The 16583-nt window shown below is 64.0% G+C and carries 17 protein-coding genes, 1 other RNA gene and 1 pseudogene; 2 read left to right on the plus strand and 17 right to left on the minus strand.

Annotated features, from left to right (window positions below; translation table 11 throughout):
• A partial coding sequence (locus A5787_RS16625; protein ID WP_231994015.1) for an N-acetylmuramoyl-L-alanine amidase occupies window positions 1-710 on the plus strand: 710 nt, incomplete at its 5' end.
• Window positions 711-718: 8 nt separating this feature from the next.
• On the opposite strand, the gene A5787_RS16630 is transcribed toward A5787_RS16625, so the two are convergent.
• The 9 genes and pseudogenes from A5787_RS16630 to A5787_RS28795 all read right to left on the minus strand — a co-directional run.
• A complete protein-coding gene (locus A5787_RS16630) occupies window positions 719-1051 on the minus strand; it encodes a hypothetical protein (protein WP_066968888.1) in 333 nt (110 codons plus the stop codon).
• Window positions 1052-1183: 132 nt separating this feature from the next.
• On the minus strand, window positions 1184-1930 hold the full coding sequence (locus tag A5787_RS28220) for a hypothetical protein (protein WP_231994017.1): 747 nt from the start codon (window positions 1928-1930) through the stop codon (window positions 1184-1186).
• Between the two features lie 35 nt (window positions 1931-1965).
• Window positions 1966-2355: a hypothetical protein gene (locus A5787_RS16640; protein WP_066968890.1), complete on the minus strand. Its 390-nt coding sequence runs from the start codon at window positions 2353-2355 to the stop codon at window positions 1966-1968.
• Between the two features lie 6 nt (window positions 2356-2361).
• Entirely contained in the window at window positions 2362-4221 is a 1860-nt protein-coding gene (locus A5787_RS16645; protein WP_066968892.1) for a WXG100 family type VII secretion target, read from the minus strand.
• 9 nt (window positions 4222-4230) lie between these two features.
• Window positions 4231-4533: an RNA 2'-phosphotransferase gene (locus tag A5787_RS16650; protein WP_231994018.1), complete on the minus strand. Its 303-nt coding sequence runs from the start codon at window positions 4531-4533 to the stop codon at window positions 4231-4233.
• 95 nt (window positions 4534-4628) lie between these two features.
• Window positions 4629-4916: a hypothetical protein gene (locus tag A5787_RS16655; RefSeq protein WP_156763980.1), complete on the minus strand. Its 288-nt coding sequence runs from the start codon at window positions 4914-4916 to the stop codon at window positions 4629-4631.
• A gap of 22 nt (window positions 4917-4938) precedes the next feature.
• The gene (locus tag A5787_RS16660; RefSeq protein ID WP_156763981.1) at window positions 4939-8016 is read right to left on the minus strand and encodes a patatin-like phospholipase family protein; all 3078 of its coding nucleotides are present in this window, start codon (window positions 8014-8016) and stop codon (window positions 4939-4941) included.
• A 155-nt stretch (window positions 8017-8171) separates the two neighbouring features.
• Entirely contained in the window at window positions 8172-8840 is a 669-nt protein-coding gene (locus tag A5787_RS28790) for an alpha/beta hydrolase (protein WP_369829128.1), read from the minus strand.
• A gap of 207 nt (window positions 8841-9047) precedes the next feature.
• Window positions 9048-9368, minus strand: a pseudogene (locus A5787_RS28795) (PE family protein); the annotation flags it as partial.
• Window positions 9369-9576: 208 nt separating this feature from the next.
• Here A5787_RS28795 and A5787_RS16670 point away from each other — a divergent pair.
• A complete protein-coding gene (locus A5787_RS16670) occupies window positions 9577-10137 on the plus strand; it encodes an ERG2 family protein (RefSeq protein ID WP_066968901.1) in 561 nt (186 codons plus the stop codon).
• Between the two features lie 48 nt (window positions 10138-10185).
• Here the strand turns inward: A5787_RS16670 and A5787_RS16675 are convergent, their stop codons facing one another.
• From A5787_RS16675 to ftsE, 8 genes are all read right to left on the minus strand, one after another.
• Window positions 10186-10821 carry a TetR/AcrR family transcriptional regulator gene (locus tag A5787_RS16675; protein WP_066968903.1) on the minus strand — a complete coding sequence of 212 codons (636 nt, stop codon included), beginning with the start codon at window positions 10819-10821 and terminating at the stop codon, window positions 10186-10188.
• A 294-nt stretch (window positions 10822-11115) separates the two neighbouring features.
• Window positions 11116-11483, minus strand: a transfer-messenger RNA (tmRNA) gene (gene ssrA / locus A5787_RS16680).
• A gap of 164 nt (window positions 11484-11647) precedes the next feature.
• Entirely contained in the window at window positions 11648-12610 is a 963-nt protein-coding gene (locus A5787_RS16685; RefSeq protein WP_066968905.1) for a hypothetical protein, read from the minus strand.
• Between the two features lie 132 nt (window positions 12611-12742).
• On the minus strand, window positions 12743-13588 hold the full coding sequence (locus A5787_RS16690) for a maleylpyruvate isomerase family mycothiol-dependent enzyme (RefSeq protein ID WP_066968907.1): 846 nt from the start codon (window positions 13586-13588) through the stop codon (window positions 12743-12745).
• A 33-nt stretch (window positions 13589-13621) separates the two neighbouring features.
• Window positions 13622-14467: an EamA family transporter gene (locus A5787_RS16695; protein ID WP_369829129.1), complete on the minus strand. Its 846-nt coding sequence runs from the start codon at window positions 14465-14467 to the stop codon at window positions 13622-13624.
• Window positions 14464-14973, minus strand: a complete 510-nt coding sequence (gene smpB / locus A5787_RS16700) for an SsrA-binding protein SmpB (RefSeq protein ID WP_066968911.1) — start codon at window positions 14971-14973, stop codon at window positions 14464-14466. Before smpB ends, A5787_RS16695 begins: the two co-directional genes overlap by 4 nt.
• A 2-nt stretch (window positions 14974-14975) precedes the next feature.
• Window positions 14976-15869, minus strand: a complete 894-nt coding sequence (gene ftsX / locus A5787_RS16705; RefSeq protein WP_066968912.1) for a permease-like cell division protein FtsX — start codon at window positions 15867-15869, stop codon at window positions 14976-14978.
• Window positions 15870-16559, minus strand: coding sequence for a cell division ATP-binding protein FtsE (ftsE, locus tag A5787_RS16710; RefSeq protein WP_066969101.1), 690 nt, complete (start codon window positions 16557-16559; stop codon window positions 15870-15872). It abuts the gene before it with no gap.
• Window positions 16560-16583 lie beyond the last annotated feature (24 nt).

The raw sequence follows: 16583 nt of genomic DNA on the forward strand, positions 1-16583 counted from the left end.
CCCCCGACCCGCCCAGTCTCCTCGACCGCCGTCAGCTCCTTACGCTGGCCGGCGGCCTCGGCGTGGCTTCCATGCTCGGTGCGTGCTCGACGTCGACGACCGGTGTCCGGCTCACCGCTGCGACTTCGGCTCAGTTGCTGTGCCGAGACGCCTGGGGCGCGCAGGCTGCCCGCCCCGGTGGCAAGCCGCACACCATCACCCGCATGACTCTCCACCACGAGGCCGTGGTTCTCGGCGACAACCGCAATGCCCCGGGCCGCCTCCGGCAGGATCAGCACTACCACCAAGACCAGAAGGGTTGGATCGACATCGCGTATCACGTCGGCATCGACCGCAACGGCAACATCTACGAACTGCGCAGCACCGAAATCGCCGGCGACACCGCGACGGACTACAACACGACGGGCCATTTCCTGGTCCTGTGCGAAGGAGACTTCGATCAAGAGGCCGTGTCGGAGGCCCAGCTGCATGGAGCGGCTCTGGCGTTTGCGTGGGCCGTGCAGAATTTTCGTATCGCGCCCGACACGTTGGCGGGCCATCGCGACCTGGCCCAGACTTCTTGCCCCGGCGCGAACTTGTACGCCCACCTAACCTCAGGTGACCTGAAGCGGCGCATCAACGATCTGGTATCCGCCGGGCCGGTGGATCTGCAGCGCTTCTGCGGACCCGACGCTGCCGCGAGAGTCGCGGCGATCGAGGCGGGCAACTGAAGCTTGCGTCATAACGCTTCGCCGATGTCGGGAAGTAGGGAAATATCCTTGAGCTGGCCGTTGCGGAAAAGAGCGGCGAGTTCACGCACCCGCCGCTTCGCCCATGCGACATCAAATTGACTCAATACCTTGTACTCGTACTTGAAGCGTTCCGCGCGACCCCCCACCTGTTTGGCCGCCAGACGCGTCACTACACCTTCGGTGTACCAGTAGAGAACGTCATCGAGGCTGCCGACCTGATCGAAACCCAGTTTTCCTCGTTCGTAGAAGGCGAAGTGGTACGAGCCGTTGTCGGCAACATAAATATTGAGACCATCATTTGTTCGCATGCCGACAGGCATGGAACGAGCACCGAGTTTTTCCGACAACCGATCGAGCTCGGCCTGTAGCTCGGCTGATTTATCTTCAAACAAGCGATCCGTATTTCCCAATGGATACCCCGTTCGCCTCAGCTTCCTAGCCCACGCGTCAACTCAGCGCATCTGAAAGGTGTAATAGTTGCCGATAGCCTCGAGTGCCTCCGGCGTGAGGTTCGGATGCCGGTCATGCATTACCGCTTCGACATAATCTCCTGCCTCGTTGAGCTGCATGCGATTCCAATCGGGCTCAACCGTCATCGCTTCGTTGAGGATCGCACGCACCTGCTCCATCACGGCCGCAGCCGCTGATCCAAAGCGCGCTTCGAACTCACCGCGATTGCTTGCCGGGTACCGGCGCAGGCATGAAACGATCGCTTCGTTCAGATCAACGTCATCACTCTTCGTCCCGAGAATCCCATCGTGCGCGACTGGAAAATATTTCTCGATACGGCGGCGCACTGATTCAAGAGATTGATCGGTCGTCGGAAAATCGACTGGCAACTTATCCTTCATGATTTCTTCGAGCGGGACGCCTTGCCGGATGGCGAACCTCGGAAGGTACTGCCACTTGCCGGACTGATCGTATAGACCAAACACATTCGCTGCATCCAGCGGGGCGATCATGCAATTGATCGTACCTTCCCGCGGTGCGTCGTAGACCTGGATCTTGCAATCCTTCGAACGGAAGAACACGACGTAGGCCTTCCGATCATGATAGACCGCATCACCGAACTCATCTAGGTGGAATCCAAGCGGAATCAATAAGGGCTCAACAATAGACCGGACTCCGGCAAGGAATTCTTTCGTCATCGCCGCCCACGCCCAGTCGGTAGCGGGTTCTTTTCGTTTTTTTCTAAACATCTTTTCTCACTCACATTAGGCAAGGAGTCGTGTTGTTATTTAGTCTTTCCCACTAGGGCATCATGAGCGGATTCGAAATGGGCTTCGAAGAGTGCCTTTCGCCAAGCCCACACCTGGTCCGTGCCTGCTCCCAGGGGCGGCAGGCCCAAGTCATCGGTCGCATCGCTGAGGGCCAGCATGAAGCGCCACTTCGTCGATCTGTTAATGAGGCCGTACTCGTTCGGCGCATCTAGCGGGGCGAGCATGAAGTCGACTCCGCCCTCTCGGGCAGACCAGCACACCTGAAGCTTGCAGTCAGGTCCGCGGTAGAAGACCGCCCATGCCGGACGCTCGCCGTACATGGTCTCGGCGTCGACCTCGTCAAGATGAAACCCTAACGCCGCCAACATTGAACCCATGTACCGTTCCACATCGCTGGAGCTCATTCGCAGTTATCCACCCTCGTAGACCCAAGCGTTCCCGATCCGCGTATAACCGAACTTCGCCCCATTCTGGTCCAAGAAGTTAATCTCGAACGCTGAGAAAGTCTCCCGACGTACGCGCGCAACCTCATCGACGCTGTTGAAACCATCTGGCAAGACGTACTCGATCCGAGGCACGTGGTTTTCCATCTGCTGGCGGAGGAACGCCTCATTTGGTTGCCACCCAAGAATCTGCTTGTCTAGCTCATTGAGCCCGCCGGTGAGCGCATCCCATGGTTGCCCGCCGGTGTCGTAGTAGATTCCGCCGTTAGATCTGGCTTCCCCGATGTATCCATCGTCGTGGCCTGCCCATCTACCTAGGACTACTCGGTCCGGGTTGTCGCCAACATAGTGGGTCGACATGTCAGCGAACTGTTGGCTCAGGCCGGTGGTGGGTTCTCCGTGCACGAAGCTGGAATACAGATCTTGCCCCACCAGGTCTGCGAACGGCTGGTAAGGGATGGGGTGATCCAAGCCGACCGGTACCTGGGGCAAATGCGTTGGGCCGTAATCGACTGCGGCGGCGGCATCGATGTCGGCCAATCGGCCGATGCCAGCCCCTTCACCTCCGAAAAGCAGGCCGGGCAGGGCGAAGGCGCCGTCGGAGGCTTTGCCTCCCAGGTAGTAGGCCGGGCTGGGCGAATCGAGCGCGTTTTTGACCTCGCCCATCGCCGTACCGAACGGGTTTACGGCGGTCTCGACGGTCCCCTTGAGCATCTGCTGCCATGACTCGAGCACGCCGGGCGCTCCGGGCCCCCCGACCCCGAGGAGGTTATGGATGCCCTGTTCGGTGGCAAACCAGCGGTCAGCGAATCCTTCGCCGAATCCCGGCGGCGGTGGCGCCTTCGGCTCGGGCGGAACGTAGTTCGGCATCCCGTTGTCGATCCACTGCTGGGTGCGGCCCACGATGTCATTGAGACGAGCCTCGATCTGTTCCGGCGGCACCCCATCCCGGATCATGCTTGGACGGGCCATCGCCTTGAAGCTCTCCACGTCTGCGGGTTTGAGCTGGGGCGGCGGGCCAGGGACAACGGGTTGATGGAGCCGGCTCAAGAGGTCCGGCAGGCTGCCGGGTTGCGGTTGGTCGCCCTGGCCGGCCGCCGGCTGCTTGTCGCTCGGCAGCAGGAGGTCTTGCAGCGACGGCGGCTTGCCCGTAGTCCCGGTAGCCGGAGCGGGTGCGTCCGACGGCGGGCCCTTGCCGGCCCCCGGCTCCGCGGGGCCGTCGGGCAACAGCATGTCTTCCAGCGACCGCGGATGGCGTGCTCCGGGTGGCTTGGGCCGGCCTTGCTGCGGCGGTGGGCCGCCGGCTGGCGGACGTCCGCCGGCATCCAACGGGGCCTCGCTCACGGCGGCGCGGATGGCCGCGGCGAGTTCGTGGTCGGCGCTGTCGGCGTGCGCCTTCAACAGGATCAGCCGGTCCTGCAACACCTGCTGCTGTGCGGCGAACTCCAAGGTGTCGCGCCCAACCCAGGTGTCGCCCACGTCTATTCGCCAGTCCGGCGTGATCTTCCAGCCCTTGGCGTCAGCGGCCCGCTCAATGTCAGCCAACTCGTTCTTGCACGCCCGCACGTCGGCTTCGGCGCGCGACACCGCCGCGGCCACCTGCCTGGACTCCTGACCGTCTGCCTCGATGTCGCGCCGAGCCTTGCCCAGGTCGGCGCGAAACGCCTCGCCGGCTTCCCCGTCCCAGCCGCCGAGAACGTTGTGGACCTGCTGCAGGTTGTCGCCCAACCGCTGCAAGGTGCTGGCGCGCCCGTTGGCCGTCTCGAACACCTGCTGGATTGCGCCGAGATCCCATCGCTTGACGTCATTCGGGGTCAACGGCCCCACGCGCTACCCCTAGTCCCGCAGCGACCTGAAAGCTCGGGTCGAGTCGTCCTCGTTGGTGGCATAGCTGAACATCGCCTCGGCGACGTGCGATCCCAACCCGTCCACCCGCAGCTGGTGTTGGTCGTGCCGGATCTCCCACCGCGCCGAAAGCTCAGCCAACGCCAGCTGCGAGGACCCGACCCACCCCGGCGCGGCCCCGGCAAGCCCTTCCTCATGGCCGAGGAATTCCACAGCGGCCTGACCGATCGCGTTGAACATGTCGTTGCTGCCGACGTGCAGCGCGACGGGATCGACCTTGAACCCATCGGTCACGATGCTCCCCCTTCGGCTCACCGGCATTGCGCCCTGAATTTTAGCCCGCGTCCGGGGCCTGCGCCCCTCACCTTCGAGCGATCAGACGTGGGCGTTCAGCCCTGCCTTAACACGGCCGCCGGCGAGATAACGTTCCCGGTCGCCGGATCTAGGCAAGAGCCGCCCTTTACATTGCCCGCCGCATGCGCGCAGCAGTAGTCGTTGCCCTGACCAAGGTTGGTGATGCAGAACTCGTAGAACTGCTGGTTGAAATCGGCGCGCGCGATGGCCGGCGCTACGAACGGACTCGCGACGAGCGCAAGTGCCGCGCTGCAAAGGGTGGCGCACATCAGCCGACCCACACGTGCGTGACGAGTATGACGCGTCCTCGGGCGGGTAATCATCGAAAAGCTCCTTCCGGTGTAGTCATGCCGCCGACCTGGGCGACTCTGCGGGCTCGGCGCCCTCGACCACCTGCACTGGGGATTCGGCCGCGGGGAAGCTGCCGTCCCCGGGGACCTTCATCGCACTCACCGCGATGCTGCGACCAACCTCCGTATATGCAGCGAACTGCCCCTCGGAAAACCATTGGTCAGATGTGTTGTCGTGGGGGAACTCTGCGCCGCCGTGCTCCGCAGCGTAGGTCAAAACCCAATCGGGCAACTCCTGCCACAACACAGCTTTGGCGATGATCAGCCAGCCCGTTCTGCCCTCTTCCGTTTCGATTCCGGCTGCTTCGGGATAGGTGATTTTTCCCCTTGCCACAGCGCATTTGGTGACGCGGGCGTTGAGGCTGCAAAACGCGTTACTATCGCCGAACTGGTCGCCGGATCCCGGCGCGAGATTTTCCACACCGAACGGTCCGCCGTTCTCCATGGTGATCTCGATGCCGAGTTCGAATCTGGCGAGTCTGATTGCATCGGACAGACCGGACAGCAACGGAGGACAGTCGCCGCTGCTGTCGATGCAGTAGATCAGTCGACACCGCCGGCGCAGGGCCTCGACGAGGCCCAGGTTTTCGTAGTGTCCGCCGTCGGTGACCTGAACGAGTCGCGCATCGAACTTATTAATCCCCAACAGCTCCCGGTAGAAATACCCGGCTCCCCGCACCGACGGCAGCGCCTTGGGGAACGAAGGGTCGGCAGCATTGAGCTGAATGTTCCTCACGAAAAGTGGGTTGGGAAGCCAGGTTCCCAGCCGCGCACCGGACAGCGCCAGCAGCGACTGAATGCCTTGTCCCTGCCTTCCCATTGCCGAGGCGAACGCCGCTCCGCTCACCGCCATCGCTGCTTGTACGGTGAGGTCGCGCTGAATGCGCGGGGGTGATGCGTAACGAAGTTCCTCAGTCTTGAGCCAGCCAAGGGCCGGCCCGCCAATGTGATCGGCGGTCATGACGAACGACACGGCATTCAGGCCGGGTGCCGGCCGAATGTCACCGTCAGAGATGGCGGCGGCGGCGGCAAACACGAATTTCGGACCACCGGTCTGCGCCTTGCCGTACTGGTCGAGCCATGTCGACTCGCTAGGCGTGTACTCCACGGCTTTCCCGCGGAGGCGGCGGACGGCGAATGCGTGCGCCAGTCGTTGCCGATAGAACGGGTGCAGGCTGAGCGAGGTCACGTCAAAGCTACTCAGCAGCAGCGCAAGCAGCGCGATCCCGCCCAGGTATAGCCACTGAATGTCGGACGTCAAAGGCTGCCGGCTGTGGGTCGGATTGAGGATCGCTTGGTGGATCTCCATGTTGAAGACGTGGCCGGCTACGATTCCGAGCAGCAGCAGCCATGCGACCAATAGCACGCCCAACGTCAAAACGACTAAGGCGATGCGCACGACTCCCGACGGAACCAGTTTCAGCCACCGCGAGGGATTCACCGGGCTGTCCTTCTTCGACGTCATCGACAAAAGGGTCGTCGAGAACTGCAGGGTTACCACCGCCGCGATACCGCCGATCGCCCCCACAGGCCCTTTGTCCGGTCGCTGCAAACACAGCCACATCAGCGCGGGTCCCGCGACGCTGAGACCGAATACCACCAAAGCCAGCAACGCGGCCCTACGGCCCCACCGGCCGAAAAAGTTTTGGCACACGGTGCTCCACCGCGACGTGGAGGCCCACTCGCAGATCAGACCAAGGATGACGCAGACGATCAGTGCCGCAACGGGAATCGCGATGGCCGCAAACGCCGCTACCGGGCGGGCATGAAGCGCTTCGATATCCACCCGCTGGTGCTCAATCGGGGCAGATGATGGTCCGGCACCCCTGTAGGGGACCACCGCCCTGAACGGAAAATAGTTTACGAACATGCCCAGCAGCCAGCCCAGAATGACCGCCGACGAGGCCACGATGAGCAGCGACGCCAGCAGGTTCTTGAAAACCTCGGCCAGCGCCCGCAGCAGTGCGAGCGGCGAATCAGCGAGGTAGTCGCAGCGGCGGCGCAAGGAATCGAATTCGACTGAGCCGGGACTGAAGCGGTCGGACAGCCGCGCGATCACCCCACCGCCCCGGCGGTCCTGTGTTGGTTCCGGTTGAACGCCGAGCACCCGCGCCCCGGCGCTGAACCCACCACCGGACACCGAGATCACATAGTCGAAATCGTCAAGCGCCGGTCCCTTTGGCCACGCGTCTGTGACGGCGCCTCGCGGACCGGCGAGCTGCTGCATTGCGCCCATCGCCACACAGGCAGAGCGGATTCCGCCGCCGGACAGGCACAGCGCCGTTGGCGTCGGTACGGAGCCGTCATCGTGACTGCCGGCCGAGCCTTCGCCGTCAGGTACGTAATAGGCCCGACGCCAGGCCGCCTCCACGTCACCCTCCCCCGGCACCGGCGCCGGGGCCGACAACGCGTCGTCCCACCAGTTTCGGCCGTTGTGTCGTCGCCGGTACCTGCGCATGCGCCGGTGCGACAGGGCCATCCGGATTACCGAGAAAACGGCGGCGGGTATCGCCGTCACCGCCACAACGAGTGCGCACCATTTCACGGTTGCCACCGCCGGGGGCGCATAAATCCAGAATGGGTTGGGCACTCGGCTGAGCAACCCGCCCGGCGTCCGGTGCAGAACGCAGTAAATCAAAATGTCCTCGAGTATGTGTGCGACCGTGGCGACGACCGCCGCAGCAAGGATGCAATGGCTCAACTTCTTGCCGGACTCGGAGAACGCGAGAGACATGAAGACCAAGGCACAGATCATGAGCGCCACGCAATAACCAGGGATCACGAAGCAGTCAAAGCGCAGGGCGTCGCTCAGCGCCTTCACCGCGAAGGCAGGTATTCCCCTCCAGAGGAATTCCGGATTCTTGCTAAAGATCACCGTGAACAGGTATTCCGCGTCGGCCCTTCCCCAATACGCGGCGAACAGGGATGCGCCCAAACCGATCAGGAGCACGCTTGGAATGCCGAGCCACCAACGAAATCGTGTCGGCACGATGCCGCGTAGGCATGCCGTCGCGGTCGTGATGGCCTCGCCAGCCGGCCTGTCGTGCACAGTCTTAGAGTCTTGGGCGTCCATGACAACCCCTTCGCATCGCGAACGACGGTATTACTTTGTCCCACTCGTTAGGGTTCCGCCGTGGATGCCGGGCCAGCTAGAGTAGTCGGCTACTTGAGTCCTTCCGCTCCCGCGCGCAAAGCTCAGGCTTGGCCTGTGATTGTGGTTTCGGTGCGTCAGGCCGCGATACCGAGTTGCTGGTCGATCTGCGGCCAGGACAGCGGGCCGAGGGGCGTAAGCAGAACCCAGTCGTGAATGCCGCCGTAGTTGAATTCGAAACCCATCGGGGCCCCTTGGGCTACGGCCAGTTGCTGGAGGGCGAACGCCGATGCTTCGAGCGGATCCAGCGAGCCCGAGTAGACATACGTCGGCGGAAGTCCGCTCAGCGACCCGTACAGGGGGCTCACCTCGGGGTTGGTCAGCGAAAGGCCGCCCGCCCACACCTTGCCGATCTGCCCCCCGGTCGACGCCAGGTCCAGCCACGGAGACACCAACACAATGGAATTCGGGACCGGGCCAAGCGAGGGCGTCTGCACCATGTATTGGACGGCCGCTAGTGCGAGGTTGCCGCCCGCGGAGTCGCCCATCACGCTGACGTGCGGGGCCCCGTGTGCGGCGACTTGACTGGAGATGAAACCGGCCATGTTGGGCACCACCGTGCCCGCGGTGCCTCCCTGCTGCACCAACGGGTAGATCGGCACTTCGAAGGTCGCGCCGGTCTGGTAGGCCGTCACCGTGTACTGCAGCCAATGAAAGATTGAAGGCGGAAAGATAAAAGCGCCACCGTGAATGGCGACCACGTAATCGCCGGTGGGGTGCGCCGGCGTGATCTGCACGACGGGCATCCCGTTATACGTGGTGTGCTGGACCGTCTCTCCGAGCAGCAGCGGCAACAACCGCGGCGGGCTGTTGCTGATGCCTATCCCAAGTAGCGGATTGTCTCCGGTGAGCAGCGCCAAGATTGGGGAACCCGGCTCGGAAAAGAGAAAATTGAGTTCGTTGCTGACGCCGGCGCCCAGTGTCGTGGGGATCTGCTGAACTTCCTGCTGAACACCGAGCAACGCCTGCTCAATGCTCGCCAAAGGCGAAACGTTCGCCGCCTCGGCGGCCGCATACGCGCCGGCCGCGCCGGTCAATGCCTGCACAAACCGCCCATGAAAAGCCGCAGCCTGCGCGCTCAGCGCCTGATAGCCCTGGCCGTGGGCAGAAAACAGCGCCGCGATCGCCACGGACACCTCGTCCTCGGCGGCGGCCACTACTCCGGTGGTGGCACCCGCCACCTCCTGATGTGCCGTCGAGACCACCGAACCAATCGAGGCCACATTGGTCGCCGCGGCGGACATCACCTCTGGCAGCGCAAGAACGTAGGACACCGTGCCGCTCCCCATTACCTCTGCGATCGCCGAACAACGGGAGCCTATGCCCGCCCCGCGTAATCACGGAGCAGTTCGCAAGAACTCCTGAGTGGAGATGTCGCGCGGTGGCTTTCGACGCCGGCGTGGTCAGATCCGGAGTATGCCCCTCGCCGACCTCATCATACACATTGGACGATCATCGTATGATAGCGTAGCGTCGCTTGTTATGGGAGCAATATTCGATTCCGAGCACTTGCACTCGATCGCTAAGAAGGCTGTCGGTCTGGACAGCAAGGATGCGGCTTTCGCGCAGATCATCGCCGAGCTGAAACACGAATATCCGGGTCACATCCGCGACGACATCCCTTGGGTGTTCAACAACGCCGGCGGCGCGATGGGGCAGATGAAGCTCCTGCACGCCTCGCTGTCGGAATACCTCATCTTCTTCGGCACCCCGATCGGCACCGAAGGCCATTCCGGCCGCTACGCCAGTGAGGTGTGGGACTTCATCATCGACGGCGAGGTGTGGTGCTACGAGGAGGGCGACTTTGAGCGCAGCGTCTACCGACCCGGCGACGTAACCTATCTCGCCGGCGGCCGCGCCAAGGGCTACGCCGTGCCCGACGCGGCGTTCATGCTGGAGTACGCGCGCGGGCCGATACCCGGCATGATGCCGTTTGGCATCGCCGACGCCGTCTTCAGCACCCTCGACCCGCCGACGATCGGCAAAACCGCCTGGTACTACACCCAGCTTGTGGTCGGCGAGCTCCTCCAGGGCAAGATCTGACGCCGCGAAACCCGGACGCACTATTCGAGGTCAACGGGCCGCTAGCAGCTACTGTCTGGCGGCTGCAGCAACGGCGGCGTCGTGGGGCTGGGCCAAGATCGCGCCTCCCAGCCACCGTCTAATAAAGCGCCGCAGGTCATCTCGGCTGCGGCCGGGGTCGTTGGGCGCGACGAAGAACGACAGCATCGTGCGTAGGGTGAACTCAACCAGTTCGCGAAGCGCCGCCTGGTCGTAGCCGTAGAGCTCCCAGTCGACGTCGAAGCGGGTGATCATCCGCATCCCGAACGCCTGGGCTTCATCGGAGGCCAGGCTTGGGGTGTGGGCGTTGCGGTACGGTTCGGACAGCAGAATGCCCAGATGGGGTGTGCGCCTTACTTGTTCGAGCGCATATAGCACAGCTTCGGTCATCGCTTCGGTCGGATCGCTGATCCCGCTGACCGCCTCGGTGAGCCGGTCGAGGAAGCCGTCGACGGATGCCACCGCCGCTGCCTGCATCAAGGCCTCGGCGCTGGGAAAGTATCGATACACCGTCTGTCTGATGACGCCCAGCGACTCAGCAACCTCAGCGATGCTCACATCGGAACCACTTTCGGCGATCAGCGTGACCGCACTGGCCACGATGCGCCGCGAGGCTTCCTCGTCGGTCGCCGGCGGATGCCCGTCCCAGCCCCGTCTACGCGCCACGGTTGACCTCCTTACGCAGCAACACTCCCGCAGAATATCGGCTGATCAGAGCCGCCCTGGCAGTGGTCATACATCCGATAGCACAACTGTATGATGACTGGTGCGCCGACGTTGAGCAATAGCGTTCGCGAGCAGTCGGCAGCATCCGATAACCGGAGAGCCCACGAGACCTCGTTGGGAGTTGACGGTCGATGTCAGCACCGTTGACGCCCGGATTCGATTTCACCGGGGCCGAAGTTGCTATTGAGATCAACACCTAGCCTTGTTTCGAGCAACGACGGCAAGGCATCGATTCAGTGGAGCTGCCGGGAATCGAACCCGGGTCCTACGGCATTCCCTCAAGGCTTCTCCGTGCGCAGTTCGCTATGCCTCTACTCGGATCTCCCGGTCACGCGAACCAGCCAGGATGACGATCCCAGTCGCTGTGCATGTCCCGATGAGTCCCGCGACCGGACTCACCGGTGGATCCCTCTAGCTGACGCCAGGCTCCGGGTCGAGGGCGTTCCCGGTCTGACGGACTAGCTGTCGCTTAGGCAGCGAGAGCGTAGTCGCGCTGATGTGAATCGGCGCTTATATGGTTGCAACGACGCTTACGGTGGTCTCTTGCCTGCACCGGCACGCTTCCCTTGATTCGATGCGCGAAGTCGAAGCCGTTCAGCCCCTCGCATCCCCGCCGACTTTCGGCGGGACAATCAATGGTACGCGGTAACCAACAGCGGGCAACGGAATTAACTTCCCGAGCTGACCGCCAAAGCCGAGTACCCCCCGGTCTGACGACTCCAGGGGGTACTCGGTGCCGAGGCGGCGAGCGGTCCGTCGCCAGCCGTTACTTGATGCCCACGACGTCCTGTGCGATCGCGGCGACGCGGGTCTGCGCGGCAGAAACGATGCCCTGCCGGTTCTTGTGCGCCTCCTCGTAGGCGAGGATCGCGCGAACGTCGTCGGGGGCCGTCAGCTCCTTGATCGCGGCCACCGCTTCGCTGACGTTCAGGTCGTCGTACTTGCGGATGGGCAGCTCCTTGGCGTCCAGGACGCCGGCGGCCGTGCGGCCCGAGTGCAACGCGTCGGCGGCCTCGTCCGCCCCCTCGGAGCGGGTGACCCGCTCCGCGGCCTTCAAAGCCGCACTCTGCGATGCGGACAACGCCTTCGCCGCAATCTCGCCCGCATTGCCGCCGCGCTTGACCAGGTCATTGAACGCCGGCCCGGTGGAGCGCAACGCGTCCACGGCCCTGTCGATGCCGCGGGCCGACCACGAAGCCGGCAGGTTGACCAGCTTGACCGCCGTGCCGGTGGCCATCTGCAGCGGGGTGCGGCGAAGCGCGGCCGGTCCGCCGAGCGCATCTTCGGCCAGCACGGTGGTCAGCCAGTCCACCGTGGCCGAGTGCGCGGTGATCATGCGCTCCGCCAGGTTCTCGATGTCCTGGCGCTTGGCCGCGACGGCCAGCGCCTTGGCGTAGCGCGCGCGGTCCAGCAGCTGGTCCTCGAGCGCGAGGTCGCCCAGCAACGCCTCGTCGAACGGTTCGGCCTGCTCGGTCAGCGCCTTGACCGCCGCCGCAGCCCGACCCAGGAACGGGCCGATGACGTCGGGGTAGCCGCCCAGCTTGCGGATCGCGGCCTCAAGGGCCTCGGCCCGCTTGCGGCCATTCGCGGCGTTCTGCGAGAGTTCGCGGCGCACCGCCTCGGTGCGTGCCTGGACAACGCGGGTTTCGGCGATCTGGATCTCGGTGTTGGTCAGGTCCAGCAGCGTGCGCAGCTGCGCGAGCAAACGGGTGGTGTCGGGTGCAGTCATTACTATCGGCCCTCCTGGGGTTGACGATTCGGTGTCGGCGCGAGGCGCGTCCGTACGCTTTCGGCTACCCAATCAGGCGGCGTGGATACACATACGCCGCGCGGTGTGATGTATATCGCGCGGAAAGTACTGTTAGATCACGAAATTGAGGTTTTCGACTACCCGGGTGGCGACGTCTTTGTCGCCGCCGAGTTCGATGTCCTGGGCGCGGGCCGGGCTCATCGGGCGCCCGCCGGAGAGCCGGGTGAACTGCAGCCCATCCAGCCGGATCGTGGCCGTCGATTCCTGGCCGCCGAAGCCGTCGACCAGCTGAGCGCGGCCGTCCACGTTGACCCGAATGGCGCGGGCCACCGGACCGGTCAGCTCGAAGAGGATGCGCGAGCCATCGGGCGCCTTGGCACGCTTTCCCACGACGTAGCCCATGGTTGCCGCGATCTCGTCGAGGGAGAGTTCCGAAGCCGGGCCGCGCAGCGCGTCGTCGGACGACGGCCGCGACAGCGCCTCCCGGATGTCCTGCTCGTGCATCCAGCAGTCGAACACCCGGACCCGCATGAATCGCCCGTAGCTTTCCGGGCCCACCGGCGTCGGCGCGACCGCGTCCCAGTCCTCGTCGGACATGCTCGTCAGGGCTTTGCGCCGGTCGCTCGTGATGTCCCTGAACCGCGCCAGCACGTCGGCGCCGGCTTCCGAGCTGAGGTGGCGGACCCAGCACTCATTCATGACGCCGATGTCGTTGCGGACATGTTCGAGCGCCGATACGTCGATGTCGGGCTGGGGTGCCGGGACGCCGGCGAGGAAGGACTCGGTGCCGATCATGTGCGCCACCAGCGCCTTGACGTCCCACCCCGGCAGCGGACTGGCCGCCTGCCATTCCGCCTCCGCAAGCCCGTCCAGCAGGGCGTCGATGTCGTCCCACACAGCGAAGAGGCCAGCGAGCACCTCGGATTTGTCGAGTTTGGTCACCGGTCGATCGGCCATGGTCGGATAGTAGGCCGATCACGCAGCCGATCGTTAGCTTGCGGCGATCATCGCCACCGAGCCCATGGCCATCACCATTCCGACCCCCTGAAGGCGACTGACGCGTTCCCGCAGCACCACCATCGCCAGCACGACGGTCGCGGCCGGATACAGCGAGATCAGGATGCTGGCCAGCGAAAGCAGCCAGGTGTGCAGCGCCAGCAGCATCGTCACGTTGGCGCAGATGTCCAGCAGGGCCACCGTCAGCGCCATCTTCATCGGCTTGCCGCGCGGCAGCCGCAAGTTGTTGCTCAGGGCGGACATGCCGACCACCACCGCGGTGCCCGCCAGCCGGGCGAACACCAGCGGCCAGAGCTTGGTCGCATGTGGCGCCTGATGAAGGAACACCATGTTGAGCCCCATCGCCGAACCGGCCAGCACTGTGAGCCAGGCCACCTTCGGGGTGAATCGATAGGGCGTCACGCCGTCGGCGGTGGCCTCGCGGCTGACCAACATCACCGCGATCAGGGCCAGAACGACACCGACCGACGCCGCCTGGCCGGGTCGCTCCCCCAGCGCCACGCCGACCGCGACGGGCACGGCCGCATTCAGGACGGCGGCCAGCGGTGAGACCACGGAGATGGGCCCGGAGCCCAGCGCGGCGAAAAACGCCCACATGCCGAACGCCATACCAATGCCGTACAGGCTGCCCCAGATGATCGCGCCGGACTGGATGGGGCCGCCCACGCCGACGGCCAGCACGCCCAGAATCAGTGCCTCGAGCGGGTAGGCCACCAGCATCACCCGCAGCGCGGCCACCCGTCGAGCGGCCACACCGCCCACGAAATCGCTGACGCCATACGTAACGGCAGACAGCTGGGCGTACGCCGCCCCGATCAGCTCATGCCCTTGGCTCGCCGGCCCAACTCTCGATGCAGTTCGCGATTGGCGTCGCGACGGGCCAGGTCCTGGCGCTTGTCGTACGCTCGCTTGCCGCGCGCGAGCGCGAGCTCGACTTTGACCTTTCCTTCGAAGAAATACAGAGACATTGGCACGAGCGCGAGGTTACCATCTCGTATCTTGCCGACCAGTCTGTCGATTTGTTGCCTATGTAACAACAACTTTCGATTGCGGCGGGGATCATGGTTGGTCCAGCTACCGTGCTGATACTCGGGAATGTAGAGGTTGCGCAACCACACTTCGCCGTCGTCAACCGTTGCGAACGCGTCGGCCAACGACGCGTGGCCCTCGCGCAGACTCTTGACTTCGGTGCCCTGCAAGGCCACTCCGGCCTCGTAAAGCTCCTCGATCGAATAGTTATGGCGCGCTTTGCGATTGGTGGCCACAACCTGTTTGCTGCCGCCCTTGCCGGCCGCCGCCTTGCCCCGGCTCGAGTCCTTGGCCACAGCTACCGCCGGACGTACAGGCGCAGCGTCGCGTATGCGGTCAGCCCGGCCATCGACACGCCGAGCAGGAACAGGATCGGCGAGATGTAGATGATGTCGGCATAGTCGACCCGGGCGATCAGGTTGGCTTGGTAGAACTGGTTGAGCGCGCTGTCCAAAAACGTTGCCCGGACCAGAATTAGGCCGGCGACCGCGATGGCCACACCGAGCGCCGCGGCGACCATCGCCTCCACGAGGAATGGCAGCTGGGTATACCAGCGGCTGGCGCCGACCAGACGCATGATCCCGATTTCAGTGCGACGTGTATACGCCGCGACCTGGACCATGTTGGCAATCAACAGGATCGCGCCTACCGCCTGCACCAGGGCGACGGCGAACGCGACGTTACTCAAGCCGTCGAGGACCGCGAAGAGCCGGTCGATCAGATCCTTCTGGTTAAGCACGGACAGCACCCCGGGCTGTCCCTGCATCGCGGTGTCAAAATCCTTGTGCTGCTCGGGGTTATTCAGCTTGACGATGAAAGATGCTGGAAACGAATCTTTTCCGGCCACGTCCTTGTACTGCGGGAACTTGCGGATCGCGTCGTCGTAGGCGTCCTGCCGGTTGAGGAACCGAACCGATTTGACGTCGTCACGCTTGTCGATCTTCTCCCGCAGCGCCTTGCACGGATTGGCGGTGCAGGAAGGGTCGTTGGCGGAGACGTCCTCGGTGAGGAAGACCTGGGTCTCGACGCGGTCGAGGTAGATGGCCCGGGAGTGTTCGGCCAGCCGAACCACCAGCAGGCCACCGCCGAACAGGCCGATGGAAATCGCGGTCGTCAGGATCATCGCGGCCGTCATGGTGACGTTGCGACGAAGGCCGGTCAGGACCTCATTGAGCAGGAAGCCGAAGCGCACTTAGCGGTCCATCCCGTAGATGCCGCGCTGCTCGTCGCGCACCAGCCTGCCCAGCGACAGCTCGACGACCCGCTGCCGCATCGAGTCCACGATGTGGTGGTCGTGCGTCGCCATCAGCACCGTCGTGCCGGTGCGGTTGATCCGCTCCAACAAATCCATGATGTCCTTACTGGTATCCGGGTCGAGGTTGCCGGTCGGCTCGTCGGCCAGCAGCACCAGGGGCCGGTTGACGAACGCGCGGGCTATCGCCACCCGCTGCTGCTCACCACCCGACAGCTCGTGCGGCAGCCGGTTGGCCTTGCCGGACAGGCCGACGGTCTCGAGTACGTCGGGCACCACCCGATTGATGGCGTCTCGGCGCTTGCCGATGACCTCCAGCGCGAAAGCGACGTTTTCATAGACGGTCTTTTGCTGGAGCAACCGGAAATCTTGAAAGACGCAGCCGATGACCTGGCGCAGCTTCGGGATGTGTCGTCCGGGCAGCTTGTTGACGTGGAACTTCGACACCCGGATGTCGCCGGTGTTCGGCGAGTCCTCGCCCAGTAGCAGCCGCATGAACGTCGATTTGCCCGAACCCGAGGGGCCGATCAGGAAGACGAATTCACCCTTGTCGATTTTGACGTTGATGTCGTCCAGCGCCGGGCGAGCCGACGCTTTGTACTTCTTGCTGACGTTGTCAAGGGTGATCATCACGGCACGCCAGTGTAGCGGTGA

The organism is Mycobacterium sp. 852002-50816_SCH5313054-b (genome assembly GCF_001667185.1).
Lineage (GTDB): Bacteria > Actinomycetota > Actinomycetes > Mycobacteriales > Mycobacteriaceae > Mycobacterium.

Bases quoted from the DNA above. Each gene is read 5' to 3' on its own strand.
- A5787_RS16630 (WP_066968888.1), bottom strand. From the start codon at position 1,051: ATGCCTGTCGGCATGCGAACAAATGATGGTCTCAATATTTATGTTGCC.
- A5787_RS28220 (WP_231994017.1), bottom strand. From the start codon at position 1,930: ATGTTTAGAAAAAAACGAAAAGAACCCGCTACCGACTGGGCGTGGGCG.
- A5787_RS16640 (WP_066968890.1), bottom strand. From the start codon at position 2,355: ATGAGCTCCAGCGATGTGGAACGGTACATGGGTTCAATGTTGGCGGCG.
- A5787_RS16655 (WP_156763980.1), bottom strand. From the start codon at position 4,916: ATGATTACCCGCCCGAGGACGCGTCATACTCGTCACGCACGTGTGGGT.
- A5787_RS16660 (WP_156763981.1), bottom strand. From the start codon at position 8,016: ATGGACGCCCAAGACTCTAAGACTGTGCACGACAGGCCGGCTGGCGAG.
- A5787_RS28790 (WP_369829128.1), bottom strand. From the start codon at position 8,840: ATGCCCGTCGTGCAGATCACGCCGGCGCACCCCACCGGCGATTACGTG.
- A5787_RS16670 (WP_066968901.1), top strand. From the start codon at position 9,577: ATGGGAGCAATATTCGATTCCGAGCACTTGCACTCGATCGCTAAGAAG.
- A5787_RS16685 (WP_066968905.1), bottom strand. From the start codon at position 12,610: ATGACTGCACCCGACACCACCCGTTTGCTCGCGCAGCTGCGCACGCTG.
- A5787_RS16690 (WP_066968907.1), bottom strand. From the start codon at position 13,588: ATGGCCGATCGACCGGTGACCAAACTCGACAAATCCGAGGTGCTCGCT.
- ftsE (WP_066969101.1), bottom strand. From the start codon at position 16,559: ATGATCACCCTTGACAACGTCAGCAAGAAGTACAAAGCGTCGGCTCGC.